This is a genomic window from Xanthobacter autotrophicus (genome assembly GCF_029991245.1).
GTDB classification, from domain to species: domain Bacteria; phylum Pseudomonadota; class Alphaproteobacteria; order Rhizobiales; family Xanthobacteraceae; genus Xanthobacter; species Xanthobacter autotrophicus_C.
This window is the reverse complement of the sequence record NZ_JAIVFO010000028.1, coordinates 1-13,667: the sequence shown is the minus strand read 5'-3', so window position 1 is coordinate 13,667 and position 13,667 is coordinate 1. Positions and strand designations below refer to the sequence as shown.

General features: G+C 64.5%; 14 protein-coding genes and 1 pseudogene. 4 read left to right on the top strand and 11 right to left on the bottom strand.

The genetic code is table 11. From position 1 onward, the window contains the following. Positions 1 to 11: 11 nt before the first annotated feature. On the bottom strand, positions 12 to 1,646 hold the full coding sequence (locus tag K9U41_RS07325; RefSeq protein ID WP_282640195.1) for a flavin monoamine oxidase family protein: 1,635 nt from the start codon (positions 1,644 to 1,646) through the stop codon (positions 12 to 14). A gap of 320 nt (positions 1,647 to 1,966) precedes the next feature. On the opposite strand from K9U41_RS07325, the gene K9U41_RS07320 reads away from it, so the two are divergent. From K9U41_RS07320 to K9U41_RS07305, 4 genes are all read left to right on the top strand, one after another. Then, on the top strand, positions 1,967 to 2,428 hold the full coding sequence (locus K9U41_RS07320; protein ID WP_282640194.1) for a hypothetical protein: 462 nt from the start codon (positions 1,967 to 1,969) through the stop codon (positions 2,426 to 2,428). A gap of 118 nt (positions 2,429 to 2,546) precedes the next feature. Next, entirely contained in the window at positions 2,547 to 3,407 is an 861-nt protein-coding gene (locus K9U41_RS07315; protein ID WP_282640193.1) for a sulfurtransferase, read from the top strand. 12 nt (positions 3,408 to 3,419) lie between these two features. Further along, positions 3,420 to 3,671, top strand: a complete 252-nt coding sequence (locus tag K9U41_RS07310; protein WP_282640192.1) for a hypothetical protein — start codon at positions 3,420 to 3,422, stop codon at positions 3,669 to 3,671. 6 nt (positions 3,672 to 3,677) lie between these two features. After that, entirely contained in the window at positions 3,678 to 3,995 is a 318-nt protein-coding gene (locus tag K9U41_RS07305) for a hypothetical protein (RefSeq protein WP_282640191.1), read from the top strand. A gap of 547 nt (positions 3,996 to 4,542) precedes the next feature. Here the strand turns inward: K9U41_RS07305 and K9U41_RS07300 are convergent. From K9U41_RS07300 to nifH, 10 genes and pseudogenes are all read right to left on the bottom strand, one after another. Beyond that, positions 4,543 to 5,223, bottom strand: coding sequence for a nitrogen fixation protein NifQ (locus K9U41_RS07300; RefSeq protein WP_282640190.1), 681 nt, complete (start codon positions 5,221 to 5,223; stop codon positions 4,543 to 4,545). A 211-nt stretch (positions 5,224 to 5,434) separates the two neighbouring features. After that, complete coding sequence (gene fdxB, locus K9U41_RS07295; protein ID WP_282640189.1) at positions 5,435 to 5,731, bottom strand: ferredoxin III, nif-specific; 297 nt, start codon at positions 5,729 to 5,731, stop codon at positions 5,435 to 5,437. 18 nt (positions 5,732 to 5,749) lie between these two features. Continuing rightward, positions 5,750 to 5,950: a CCE_0567 family metalloprotein gene (locus K9U41_RS07290; RefSeq protein ID WP_011995773.1), complete on the bottom strand. Its 201-nt coding sequence runs from the start codon at positions 5,948 to 5,950 to the stop codon at positions 5,750 to 5,752. A 15-nt stretch (positions 5,951 to 5,965) separates the two neighbouring features. Then, positions 5,966 to 6,436, bottom strand: a complete 471-nt coding sequence (locus K9U41_RS07285) for a NifX-associated nitrogen fixation protein (protein WP_282640188.1) — start codon at positions 6,434 to 6,436, stop codon at positions 5,966 to 5,968. An 8-nt stretch (positions 6,437 to 6,444) separates the two neighbouring features. Further along, positions 6,445 to 6,840, bottom strand: a complete 396-nt coding sequence (gene nifX, locus K9U41_RS07280; RefSeq protein ID WP_011995771.1) for a nitrogen fixation protein NifX — start codon at positions 6,838 to 6,840, stop codon at positions 6,445 to 6,447. Positions 6,841 to 6,864: 24 nt separating this feature from the next. After that, entirely contained in the window at positions 6,865 to 8,292 is a 1,428-nt protein-coding gene (gene nifN / locus K9U41_RS07275; protein ID WP_282640187.1) for a nitrogenase iron-molybdenum cofactor biosynthesis protein NifN, read from the bottom strand. A 9-nt stretch (positions 8,293 to 8,301) separates the two neighbouring features. After that, positions 8,302 to 10,203, bottom strand: a complete 1,902-nt coding sequence (gene nifE, locus K9U41_RS07270; RefSeq protein WP_282640186.1) for a nitrogenase iron-molybdenum cofactor biosynthesis protein NifE — start codon at positions 10,201 to 10,203, stop codon at positions 8,302 to 8,304. A gap of 119 nt (positions 10,204 to 10,322) precedes the next feature. Then, a complete protein-coding gene (nifK, locus tag K9U41_RS07265) occupies positions 10,323 to 11,882 on the bottom strand; it encodes a nitrogenase molybdenum-iron protein subunit beta (protein WP_282640185.1) in 1,560 nt (519 codons plus the stop codon). Positions 11,883 to 11,966: 84 nt separating this feature from the next. Beyond that, positions 11,967 to 13,472, bottom strand: coding sequence for a nitrogenase molybdenum-iron protein alpha chain (gene nifD, locus K9U41_RS07260; RefSeq protein WP_282640184.1), 1,506 nt, complete (start codon positions 13,470 to 13,472; stop codon positions 11,967 to 11,969). A 76-nt stretch (positions 13,473 to 13,548) separates the two neighbouring features. Then, positions 13,549 to 13,667 (bottom strand): annotated as a pseudogene (nifH, locus tag K9U41_RS07255) (nitrogenase reductase); the annotation flags it as partial.

The following is a 13,667-nucleotide window of genomic DNA, read 5'->3' as shown; positions in this document are numbered from 1 at the left end:
CTTGTCCTCGTTCACGATGCACTCGTCAGGATCGGGCCCTTGCGGGGGCCGGCGCCGGGGGGAAGGGCGTTGCCCGCCTCTGCCTTGGCGAGCAGGCGGCGGTTGGCGGCGAGGCAGAAGTCGCGCCAGGCGGCCGCCACGTCGCGCAGGATGGTCTGCACATAGTCCTTCGACAGATGATGCTCGCCGGGGAAATTGGACAGGGCGCAGGACGTGCGGTTGAAGGCGATGATATCGTCCAGCAGGGTCTGGATGAAGTCGCGGAACGGCAGCTGCACGTCGCTCATCAGGGCCGAGCGGCCCTTCTCCACCGGCACGTCGCGCATGTCGAAGGGCAGCGTGTCCAGCATGTCCGCGGCGCGCTCGTAGATGTCCTCGATGGCGCCCAGCATGGCCAGCTGGGTCAGCTGATCCCGCTGCTGCGAGGCCAGCGCCCAGTTGAGCCGCACCCGATAGGCCTCGAAGGCCGCATCGTTCAGTGTCGCGACCCAGGCGGAGAAGCGCGCCAGACTGGCCGCGTTCACCGAGAGCCCCTCGGGCAGAGCCACCTCGTCGTCCTCCGCCCGCGCGCGGGCGAGCGCCCGGTCGATGCGCCGCGCCGCCTCCAGCGCGCCCTCCAGATAGCCCGCGCCCTGGGTCGCGGTTTCCGAGCCGCCCAGATAGAGCCGCCCGTCCCACAGGGGCCGGCGCAGCAGCGGATTGGAGAAGGCCACATGCTCGCCCTGCGGCTCGGCGCGGTCACGGGCGGAGCAGGTGAAGGGCTCCAGCGCCCAGTCCTGGTAGTGCTGCTCGGCGCCCTCGGCGGCGCTGCCGAACACCTGCGCCATCTGGCTGTCCATGAGCATGGGCAGGCCGACGACGAAGGCCTCCCTCAGGTCCGGCGGGAAGCTCAGGAAGCCGCCCAGCGCCGCCTTGGTGCCGGTGGCGTCGCAGGCGTCGAAGATCTCGCCCACCACCGCCTGTTCGTGGGTGACGAAGGCGTTGCCCGACTGGCCCGCATCCCGCCAGAACGGCGCGGCAAAGGCCATCACCACCTTCGCCTGGGCCGCCATCCAGGTGGGGGCCGCGCCCATGGCGTCGCGGGTGGCCGCATCGAGATCCGGCGAGAACCGCACGGTTTCCGCCACGAGGCGCGGCGGCAGCGCGATCACCACATGCCGGGCTTCGACGGTGAGGAAGGCGTCGTCCACGCGGAAGGTGAGCACCACATGGTCGCCCATGTCCTCCACCTTCTGCAGCACATGGCCGAGCCGGATGTCCTCGTCGCCCAGGCCGTCGGCGAGCGTCGCGACCATCCGCGCCATGCCGCCGGCGACGCGCCGCGCCCCGCCGTGGACCTGCTGGGCGAAACCCTGGGGACCCTTGTCCGCCTCGGTCAGGTGGAGCACCGCCCCCTCGTCGTGCTGGGCGAAGCTGGACAGGCCGAGGTCCGACACGAAGGCGGTGATGAGCGGCTGGGTGTCGGGCCAGAACCAGGTGGGGCCGAGATCCAGCGCCTCGCCGGTGGTGGCCGGGACTGCGGAGAGGATGCGGCCGCCGAGACGGGCGCGCGCCTCGAACAGGGTCAGGCTGCGCTCTGCCTTCTTGAGGGAACGCGCCAGGACGAGGCCGCACAGCCCGCCCCCGATGATCGCTGTGTCCAGCATGGATTCAGATCCCCTGCGTGTCGCCTTTTTGGAGCCCTTGCAAGATTCGCGCACAGCCGGAATGGGCCGGTTTGTGGCGCCGGCGGCGGGGTCCACGTCGGATTTCCCGCGACGTGCGACGCATTTCCGACAAGCCCGCGACGACCTCCGACATGGCCGCCGGCGGCAACGCCCGGCCGGGGAACCGCTTGCGGACAAGGCTTTGCGGCCTTTGACTGGTACGTGGGAAGGGGGCGCCAGGGACGCCCCCGGGATTGGCACGAAAATTGATCAACCAGGGCGACCCGTACGTCACACCTGATTGTCTAGTGGAGATTGCCATGATCGTCGCGTCGGAATTCGCCACCCGCTCCCTCGAGGAGATCAAGGAGCTGCTGGCGGGCGGCACCCTGACCGTTTATTCCGTGGCCCGTCCCGTGAGCGCCGACCATGCGGTGGACCGCAGCGGCAAGCTCGTTGCCTTCACCTTCGCCACGCCGGCCTTCGCCACCCCGTCCGAGGACGGCTCCGAGGTGCCGAGCTTCGTGGCCGAAACCGTCAATGCCAGCGACGTGGGCACCCCCGGCTTCGCCCGCGCGGTGACCGCCGACGGCAAGGTCGTCGCCGACTTCTCCGCCGGCCCCGGCGACCGCGAGATCAAGTTCTCGGAAGTGTCCTTCTCCGCCAACGCGCCGGTGAAGGTGGCGAAGTTCAAGTTCAACCCGGAAGGCGGCTGGCCCGAGCGCGTCGATTACTATGACGCCCACCCGCGCCCCGGCTTCAGCCTGCCCAAGGTCCGCTGAACCGACTGCGGATCGCGCGCAGCGCTCCGTTCCGCTCCAGGATCGTCTGCCGGGTGTCTGGCCCGGCAGACATGGAAAGTACCCGATGTCCGAACCTCGACAGGGAGAGACTTGCGTCATGTCCACCGTTCTTCCCGGACCGTTGGTGAGCACCGAATGGCTGGCCGAGCATCTCGAAGCGCCGGACGTGAAGATCCTGGACTGCACCTGGCTGCATGAAAGCAGCAACATGGACGGGCGCACCCAGTATCGCGGGCGCCACCTCCCGGGCTCGGTTCATTTTGACATCGACCATGTGGCGGACAAGAGCAATCCCCTCCCCCACATGATTCCGCCTGCGGCGGAGTTCGCCAAGAAGGTCGGCCTGCTCGGCATCGCCAACGGCGACAAGATCGTGGTCTACGATCGCCTGTGCGGCGGCGCGGCCGCGGCGCGGGTGTGGTGGATGTTCCGCATCTTCGGCTACGACGACGTGGCTGTGCTGGACGGCGGCTACGGCAAGTGGGTGAAGGAGAAGAAGCCCTCCGACATGTCGCCCGTGCGGCCGGAGCCCAAGACCTTCACCGCCACCTTCAATCCCGCCCTGGTGCGCAATCTGGGCGACATGCTGGCCAATGTCGCCGGCAAGGCGGACCAGGTGGTCGACGCGCGCGGCCCGGCCAAGTTCGCCGGCACCCAGGACGACGTCTTCCCGGTGAAGAAGAAGGGCCACATCCCCGGCTCGGTCAACCTGCCGTGGGGCGATCTCATCGTCGAGGAGAGCGGTGAGATGATCCAGCCCGACGCGCTGGCGGCCCGCTTCGCGGCGGTCGGGATCGACATCGCCAAGCCCGTGGTTGCCACCTGCGCCTCCGGCACCATCTCCGCGGTGGTGCTGCTGGCCCTGTTCATCCTCGGCAACACCACAGCCGCGCTCTATGACGGCTCATGGGCCGAATGGGGCCTCGCCGAGGACACGCCGGCGGCCGCCGCGGCCTGACGGGAGACACCCATGGCCGACCTTCTGCCCCTCATCAGCGACGGCGAGGAATTCACGCTCCTCGCCGCCGACGACAACACGCATTTCGTGCTCCGCTTCAAGCCGGACGGCCTCACCGCGGATCTTTCCGGAGAGGACGCCGAGCGCTTTCGCGGCGATTATGAAACCGTGAAGTCTCAATTTCCGGACTGGAGTTCGGATCAGGTACTGGCGCAGCTCTGGGACCAGGGCGGTTACAGTTGGCTCGCAGCTCAGGACGGGTGACTTAAAATGGCTACCACGCTCATCAAGACCACTTCGGACGGGCGCAAGCTCGAAGTTTCGGGCCTCGCCATCCTCCTCGACGGTCAGCTCGAATCCTTCGACCTCACCGAGATCAAGCTTCATCCCAACTGCCGGAAGATCTGGTCGGTCCACCCGGAGGCGACCCACCTCGCCGGCCGCGTGACCCTGACCAAGGAAGAGGCCGACCTGGTGGAAAAGGCCTTCAAGGAGGCCGAGGCCGAGATCCTCGCCAGCCCCGCCGCCATCAACGAGCGCTTCCGCATCGCCATGATGTGGCGCGCCCGCAGCGAAGGCATCGAGTGACGGCAGGCCCACCGCCCGTTGCCTGCCTGCCTATCGAAGCCCGGCCCGATCCTCGGCGCCGGGCTTTTTCGTCGGGCAGGACCGTGATGCCATATCCACCGCTGGTCTTCGCCTGGACGACGCGCGATGGCCCATGGAACGGGATCGGCGCATGACGCCCCACCGTCCAGCCGCAAGAATGCGCAAACCTCTCCGCCGCCGCAGTGTGTGAGCCGCAACACCTCGAAGCCCATCTGGAGCATTTTCGAGCGAAGTGGATACCGGTTCGCGTGAAAAAGCACGTTATATCAATATATTATGGTGCTTGCCGTGGGCCGGGGCGAGATGAAAGCGCTCGAGACCGTCGCGATGACCATCATGCCCGGGTTTATTCCCACCGGGGCGCATGGCGAGCCTGCATGTCTTGGAAAAAAGCCTATCTCCCAGGCACGCCGGCGCCGCGCGGCTGGGGAGCGTGAGATTGGACAGTGATCCCTGACAGAAGACGCAACACAACGGCAGCCCTGCGCGACGCGGCGTCGGATCGAAGCCTTCGATGGCTTCGGCGCTATTCGGCAGCCTCGGGCAGAGTTTCCGAGCGCATTTGACCGAGCGATGCGTTGGCATTGGCGGCGGTTTGGGGGGCGGCATTGCCGTTGCGGGCGAGGCGCGATTCCCCGTCCTCCGCGCCGAAGCAGACGTGGAATTCGTCGCAATCCGAGCACACCGGCGCGGCGCACAGGGTAAAGCCCTCCGAGCCGCACACCATGCGGTAGAGAAACTTCTTCCACTTCATGTCTTGTCGGTTCTTCAGCGCCAACGGTGCGAACCGCCGCGTCATCAGCTCACGCAATTCCTGACGGTCCCGCAGCCCCAGGTCCTGCCACAGGTGGTGGGGCGACTGGCAACGCCGTGCGATCATGGCGATGAAATGGTTTTGCAGTCGCCCGGCATCGGACGAATAGATGCCGAGAATGTCGCGGACAGACTGCTCTTCCGCCTCGACCGCGATGGCACGCACGTCCACCCGCCCATCGAGCGCATCCACCGCCGCTGGAAACAGGATACGGGCGAGATCAAGGAAGGCGGCCTTGTCGAGGCCCAGCGCCTCCAGGCAATCGCGCCCACCCTCCTCCGCCTCGGAAAAGGCGATAGCGGCAATGGAGGCGGCAACATGAACGTCGAAAGGGTCGCCGGCCGAAGAGGTCGATGAAGCAATCAACCAGTCATAGACCTCTTCGGCGACCATGGCCCCACTCCCTATACCAACGGCCCCGGTCTATGACCGATGCCGAGAGGGTATCGCTCAGGCGATGCGCGGACTTGCGACCAACGCCACCGGTCTTCGGCCGGTGGCTTACGGATTTCGCTCAAGCGCCCCGCCCGCCTCTGCCGAAGGCCGACGAGCAAAGCTCATCATCCTTCGGCAAAAGAACCAGTCCCGCTACCGGGCCCGGCATTCAGGCTGCGGCCTGGTCGTGCCCGTGAACCTGGCAATTGGCCGGGCAGACACGTGCACATGCACCGCAACCGATGCAGGCGCCCGTGTCGTTCATGACCATCACCTTCTTCTCGACCTCTTCGTCCTCGTCATCATCGAGGGAGACGACTTCGCCATCCTCGTTGATGCCCTTGAGCGTCATGACGTCCCGGCCGCAGACCTTGAAGCAGCGCCCGCAACCGATGCACTTTTCTGCGTCGATATCGAGCAAATAGTCTGGCTGCCAGGCTCGACCATCTCGGGTTTCCGTTGACATATCGAAAAAGCCTTCAGGTTAGGCGGCCTCAAGTGCTTTCAGGTCCGCTCGCTTCTTTTCCAGCTCAGCGAAGGCGCTATGCGCCCTCTTGGCCACATCCATGATCGTCTCCCAGCTGATGGGGAGTTCCTCGGACAGATCGTGGAGGTCCATTTTTGCCTGTGTCGCCTTGGCGGACAGCTTCTTGATTTCGGCCTTGAGTTCTTCCACGTCGCTCATGGGTCCACCTGATCTTCAGTAGTTGGCCACTTCGGGGAACTTTCGGATCATCTCGACGCCCGAGGCAACGAACTTCGTTCCCTCTTCGCCGAGCTTGCCGAGATTGTCGAAACCGTAGCGGTGAACGTCCCGCAGCTGCTTGTTGACCACGATCAGGCGCCCGCCGATGAGCACCATGCGGCCGAAGCCTTCGTGGCTCATCTTCAGCATGGGCGTGATCATCACCTTGGTCTCGCGCTCGATCATGAGGCACACGGCGTTGAAGAACAGCTCCATGCGCCAGATGGTCTCGGGATCAGGATCGCCGATGATGGGCAGGGCGCGGCGCGCCTCCTTGTCGACGATATAATCGGCAATCAGATCGAGATCCGCCTTGCCTTCCCACGCGCCGTGGGTGTCCTGGGCGCGCCAGACCTTGATGAGTTCCTTGACGAACGGATTGTCTTCTGCCGACACCGGTTCGATCACTTGCGCTGCTTCGGACATGTCCATCCTCATTCATCAAAATCGAAAGTACGTTCCTGGCCCTTCGACATCACCTTGCGCAGCCAGGGCGGCGGGGTTCCGCGGAGCACCGTGGCCAGCTTCTCGATGAGATCTTCGATCTCCTCGGGCTGGTTCACCTTCATGGGGTGGATGTTGTTCGCCACCACCCGCGCCGCGCCGGAGCCGCCGATGGCAGCCACATAGAGGATCGCGCAGTCCTTGATCGCCTCGATCTTCGGGGCGAGCTTGTCCTCATTGCCATCTTCCTTCAGGTCGCCGTCGAATTCGATGGCTTCCACGAAATGATGACTTTCCGGACCCACCTCGTAGATGGCGATGTTCTTCGCCCACCCGAAATGGGCATCGACCCGTTTGAGGTCCTGGGTTGCAAATGCGACTTTCATGGGAGGGTGCGCCTCTGCTCGTTCTTAGTGGTGGGCCGTACTCACGGCGGTGCCGTGGGTGGGCGTCGCCGCCGGGGCATGGGACTGGCCGTGACCGTCCTTGTCCCACGGATTCTTCCAGGTGTCCGGCGTCACCTCGTGGTTCGCCTCGTGGTCGGCGATGCAGAGGTTCGCAAGGGTGAAGATCAGCTCGCGGGTGCCACGATAGCCGGCAAACATCCGGTGCCCGGCGCCGATGCGATCGAACATGGGAATGCCGATGCGGTGGAACGGAATGTTCAGGCGTTCCGCCGCCTGCCGACCGTGGGAATGCGTCAGCAGCAGGTCGCAGCCGCGCTCCTTGGCCAGCGTCTCCAGGTCCTCGAGATCGCCGAGCAGAACCTCTTCAGCCGGCAGCTTCTCGAACACCGGCGACTGGGTGGTGGTGACAGCGGTGGTGATGTGCGTGCCCATCTCGTGGAGCATGGACGCCACGTCGAACAGCAGGTCCGGCTCGGCGCCGATGGCGAGCTTGCGCCCGCCCAGATGGAAGTGGGCGTCCAGCATGGCATCCACCAGCTGGCCACGCTGCCGGCGATACTTCTTCGGCACTTCGCGCCCCGAGATTTCGCTCAGGAACATGAAGAATTCATCATTGGGCCCGAGCCCGCACAGCCGCTCGAACAGGCGATACGGAACCCCGGTCTTCTTCTCCATGGCCTCGGCCGCCCGGCGCATCTGCGCCCCGATGGCGATGGTCCACGACGCTCCACCCATGGTGGCAATCTCTTCCACGCCGATGCCGCCGATGGTGGTGGGGGTGAAGTCGTCCGGGATGTGCCCGTCCAGCGAACCGGCCAGATCCGGCAGGAAAAGGGGCTCCAGGCCGAAATCCTCGAAGATGGTGCGCAGCTCGTCGAGGTCGCCCGGCTGGAGGTGCGAGCCCGGCAGCACGTTAATGCGCCGGGGGTCGCGCTTGGCATCGGGCTCCGGCGTCTTCACCAGCACTTCGACCATCTTGGCGACCGTCTTCTCCCAGCCGTCCTGGAAGGCGTCCTTGAAGTCGGGCGTCGAGACATAGACCATGGGGAAGTCCGCAAGCTGCGGATACTTGGCGCGGATCAGCTTGATGTAGCCGTCCACGTCGTCGCCCTTGGTCTCGGTGACGCCGGTGGAGCAGATGCCGATGATCTCGGGCTTGGTCCGGTTGTAGATGTTGAGGACCGCCTGCTCCACATTGTCGAGCCCGCCGAGCACGGTGGCGACCTCGCTCATGGCGGTGGTCTGCAGCGGGATCGCCTCCTTGAAGTGGCGCACGAACAGCACCAGGCCGAACGAGGTGCACCCCTGCGAGCCGTGCAGCAGCGGCATGGCGCCGCGAAGCCCCATGAAGGCGAGCGCGCCGCCGATGGGCTGGCTCATCTTCAGCGGATTGACCGCGCAGGCTTTCTTGCCCGTGACGAATTTCGCCATGCCGGCCTCCTATTCCGCAGCCACGAGAGTGGCCGGGGCGTTGGCGTTCGCCGTCGCGGCATCCAGCATGTCCTCGATGCGCTCGGCACAACCGCCGCAGCCGCCCGTGGCCTTGGTCTGCGCCTTCACCTCAGCGAGGTTGCCCGCGCCGGCATGGATGGCATCCTCGATGGTGCCCACGTCCACGCTCATGCAGTTGCAGACCTTCTTGGCGCGCCGCTTGGCCTCGGCCGCCACCGGATCAAGCTCAGGCTCTTCCGCGGGCACCAGACCCCTGGCCTCGAAGATCTCCTCGATGCGACCGCTGCAGGCGCCGCAGCCGCCGGAGGCATTGGTGTGGGTCTTCACGCCTTCCACGGTGGTCAGACCATGGGCCACGATGGCGTCCTCGATGGTGCCGAGATCGACGCTCTTGCAGTTGCAGATCTTCTTGGCCCGGCGCGCCTTCTCGGCAGCGACCGGATCGGCGGCGAGCGCGGCGGCTTCCGCCTCCATCTCGGCGATGGCGCGGTTCTGCCAGTTGTTGGCGGGATTGTCCCACGGGGCCGGCTTGCGCACCTGCTCCCAGATGGGGTTGTAGAGCGCCTTGTCGATCTCCTCCACCAGCTTCACCATGCCCACATAGCCCATATAGGCGTGGTGGCGCTCCTGGTTGATGTCGAGCCACGGCATGGAGGCCTTGAGCGCGATGAACTGCGAGCGGCCACCCGAAAGCATGATGTCGGCCTTCGCGTCCTTCAGCATCTTGTACATTTCGCGGGGCGTCATATCGTCGATCATGTGGGCGTCCTGCCCCATGAGTTCCTTGATGCGCTCCTTGTCCTCGCGGGTGGACTTCTTGACGGAGGTGCCCACCAGTTCGAGGCCGGCTTCCTGCAGCGCCGCCACCACCGACCAGGACTTCACGCCGCCGGTGATCAGCAGCACCTTCTTGTCCTTGAAGCGGGGCTTGTACTTGGCGATGGCCGCCCAGGCGTTTGCCTCTTCGCGCTCGATGATGGCTTCGGTGCGGTCCATCAGTTCCGGATCGGCGCCGCGCTCGATGAGCATGCGGGCGATCTCACGGAGTGAATCGGACGAATCCTGGATGCCGTAGAACGAACCCTCGAAGAAGGGAATGTCGTAGCGCTCCTCCATCTTGCGGGCCACGTTGATCATGGCCTTGGAGCACACCATCATCGCCGCCTTGGCGCGGTGCGAGGAGGCCACGTCCTTGTAGCGTCCGTCGCCGGAGATGCAGGCCATGATGCGGATGCCCAGCTCGTCGAGCAGCGGCTTCACCTGCCACAACTCACCGGACAGATTGTATTCGCCGATGATGTTGAGGTCGTAAGGAGTGGTGTATTCCGGCTCCTCGGTGCCGATGACGTGCTGGAGGATGGCCTCGCCGGCGAGTTTGTTGCCGAGATTCTTCGGACCCACGAAACCGGGCGAGTTCACCGGGATCACCGGCGTGCCGAACTTCTCCTTCGCCGCCTTGCAGACCGCGTCGATGTCGTCGCCGATCATGGCGGGCACGCAGGTCTGGTAGACGAAGACGGCGGGCGGATTGTACTTCTCGATGATTTCCTTGATAGACTTGAACAGGCGCTTCTCGCCGCCGAACACCACGTCGGTCTCGTTGATGTCGGTGGTGAAGCCCGTGCGCCAGATCTGCGATCCGGACGACTTCGCGCCGCGATTGTCCCAGCTGTTGCCCTCGCAGGCGATGGGGCCGTGCACGAGATGGGCGACGTCGGTCAGGGGCTGAAGAGCGATCTTGGCGCCATCAAAGGCACAGCCGCCGGCGGCGCCGCCGGGCTGAAGCTGCTTGGTGCACCCCTTCTTCTTCTCCGCCTCCGATTTGTTCTGGTTCTTCGCGCAGCTTGGCTCGTTGAAGACTTCCTGGATCGTGGCGGAAACGGAGCTCATGGATCTCTCCTTCGAGAAGCGGGCTGTGTAAAGATCAGAACTTCCGAAAAGGGCTGCTCCCGTTCGGGCCGGCCCGGGCGGGGCCCCGGGCCGGATCGATTGTCGTCAGACTTCTGCGATCAACGGATGATGTCGAACGAGTAGTCGGTCTTGGCGGGGACGATGGTGTTCTGGTCGATGGTGTCGAAGATCTTGTCCAGGATCCACACCAGAACGTTCATGCCGCCCTGATAGCCCCACACCGGGTAGCGGTGGTGGTGGTGACGGTCGAACACCGGGAAGCCGATGCGGATCAGCGGGGTGCCGGTGTCGCGCTCGAGATACTTGCCGTAGGTGTTGCCGATCAGGAAGTCCACCGGCTCGGTGAAGAGCAGCGAACGCATGTGCCAGAGGTCACGCCCGGGATAGACGTTGCAGTTCTGGCCGAACGGCGACGAGTCGAACAGCTCCTGCACCTTGTCGGCCCACTTCTTGTTGCCGTTGGTGGCAAGCACGTGGGTCGGCTCCGCGCCGAGCTCGAGCAGGAAGGCGGCCAGGCCGAGGCACAGGTCCGGATCGCCGTAGATGGCGAACTTCTTGCCGTGGATGTGGGCGTTGGAGTCCGCGATGGCGTCAACCAGGCGGCCGCGCTCCTTGGCGAGCTCTTCCGGGATCGGCTTCCCGGTGATGCGGGAGATCGCCATCAGGAACTCGTCGGTGCCCTTCACGCCCACGGGGTGGTTGAAGGCAACCACTTCCTGGCCGTGGTTGGCGATGAGGGGCAGGGTCTTCTCGGTGCAGTATTCCTGCATGGAGATGGTGGCCTTGGCGTGCAGCGCGTTGGCCGCCTCTTCCAGGGTGGTGCCGCCGTCATACATGCGGAATTCGCCGTCGGTGGGGGTGTCCCACACTTCGGAATTGTCGGCGAGGATGGTGTATTCCACATCCATCAGGCCGAACAGGCGCTTGACTTCACGCAGGTTGCCGACGGTGTAGCCGTCAAAGCCGCCGATGAAGTTGATCTTCTCGTTCGGGACGCGCTCGAGCTTCGGCGCGGTGCCGGCCTTGCCGTCCCAGAAGTGCTCGAAGATGCCCTTCATCACGTTGTCGTAGCCGGTGATGTGGCTGCCGACGAACGCCGGGGTATGGGCGAAGGGAACGTCGTATTCCTGGGGAACCGAGCCCTTTTCCTTGGCCGTCTTGATGAAGGCGTTCAGGTCGTCACCGATGACTTCCGCCATGCAGGTGGTGGACACCGAGATCATCTTCGGCTTGTACATGCTGTAGGTGTTGGCGAGGCCGTCGATCATGTTGTTGAGGCCGCCGAACACCGCCGCGTCTTCCGTCATGGAAGAGGACACGCAGGAGCTGGGCTCCTTGAAGTGCCGCGAGAAGTGCGAGCGATAGTAAGCGACGCAACCCTGCGAGCCATGCACGAAGGGAATGGTCTCTTCGAAGCCCACGGCGGCGAACACCGCGCCGAGCGGCTGGCAGGCCTTGGCCGGGTTCACGGTGAGAGCTTCGCGGGCGAAGTTCTTTTCCTTGTACTCGGGCGTCTTGGCCCACTCGCGAACTCGCTCGACTTCGGCCGGGTCGCGGGGGTTCTCGAACAGCTTCTTCTTGTTGGCCAGCATCTGCTGGTACTCAGGACCGCGGAACAGCTCGAAGTGATCGAGCACGTTATCTGCATTCTGTGGCATCTCGAACCCCTATGGGTGGGTCAATGGGATCAAGCCCGCCAGGTGCCCCTCCCCGAAAAGGGGAGGGGCTTCGGGCTCAGGCGGTCACTCGGCTGCGAGCAGGCCGGGCTGCGCGGGAGCCTGCTTCCACGGAGCCTTGGTCATCTTCCAGACGGGGGAGTTGATGGCCATGTCCATGTCGCGGGCGAAGATGGCGAAGCCGTCATAGCCGTGATACGGGCCGGAATAATCCCAGGAGTGCATCTGCCGGAACGGCACACCCATCTTCTGGAACACGTACTTTTCCTTGATGCCCGAGCCGACGAGATCGGGCTGGACCTTCTCGACGAACTTCTCGAACTCATAGCCGGTCACGTCGTCATAGATGATCGTGCCATCCTTGACGTAGTGCTGGGCCGTGCGCTGATAGTCGTCGTTGTGGCCGAACTCGTAACCCGTGCCGACCACTTCCATGCCGAGGTCTTCGTAGGCGCCGATCACGTGACGGGGACGCAGGCCGCCCACGTACAGCATGACGGTCTTGCCCTCGAGGCGCGGACGGTACTTGGCAATGACTGCGTCCATGAGGGGCTGGTACTTGGCGATGACGCGCTCGGCGCCTTCCTTGATCTTGTCGTCGAAGTAGCCGGCGATCTTGCGCAGCGACTCAGCGATCTTGGACGGGCCGAAGAAGTTGTACTCGCACCACGGGATACCGAACTTCTCTTCCATGTGGCGGGAGATGTAGTTCATGGAGCGGTAGCAGTGCAGGACGTTCAGCTTCGCCTTCGGGGTCGCCTCGAGCTCGGCAAGCGAGCCGTCGCCGGACCACTGGGCGATCACGCGCAGGCCCATTTCCTCGAGCAGGATGCGCGAAGACCAGGCGTCGCCGCCGATGTTGTAGTCGCCGATGATGGCGACGTCATACGGGGACGGATCGAAGCGGGGGGCCGCATTCGGGTCCATCTTGTCGAACACCCAGTCCCGGATCGCATCGTTGGCGATGTGATGGCCGAGCGACTGGGACACACCGCGGAAGCCCTCGCAGCGGACCGGCACGATGGTCTTGTTGTCGTATTCCTTGGACTTCGCCTTGGAAACGGCTTCGATGTCGTCGCCGATGAGGCCGATCGGGCACTCGGACTGGACAGTGATGCCGTTGTTGAGCGGGAACAGGTCCTGGATTTCGTCCATGATCTTGGCGAGCTTCTTGTCGCCGCCGAAGACGATGTCCTTTTCCTGGAAGTCCGAGGTGAACTGCATCGTCACGAAGGTGTCGATACCGGTCGTGCCGATGTAATAGTTGCGGCGGGCGGCCCAGCTGTACTGGCCGCAGCCCACCGGGCCGTGGGAGATGTGGATCATGTCCTTGATGGGACCCCACACCACGCCCTTGGAACCGGCATACGCGCAGCCGCGGATCGTCATCACGCCCGGGATGGACTTGATGTTCGACTTCACGCCGCAATCGGACTTGCCGGATTCGTGGACGTTGAGATGCTTCGCGCGGCGCTTCGCGGTCTTCTCGGGATAAACCTTGAGAACTTCCGCGATGATCTCTTTGTTACGCGCCTTGATTTCAGCAACGCTTTGCGGTTGGGCCAAGCTCATTTCGCAATCTCGCTCTCGTTTTGGATGCCGGATGAAGGCCGACCCCGCAATAGGGGCCGGCCTCGCTGCGTCAGCCTCAGGCGGTGAGCTCGGCGGCGGTCTTGCCGACCTGGCTCTCGTCCACGGCCTTCATGATGCCGTGCTCCATCAGCATGTCCTCGAGCTCGTCCATGGTGATGGGGGTCGGGATGATGC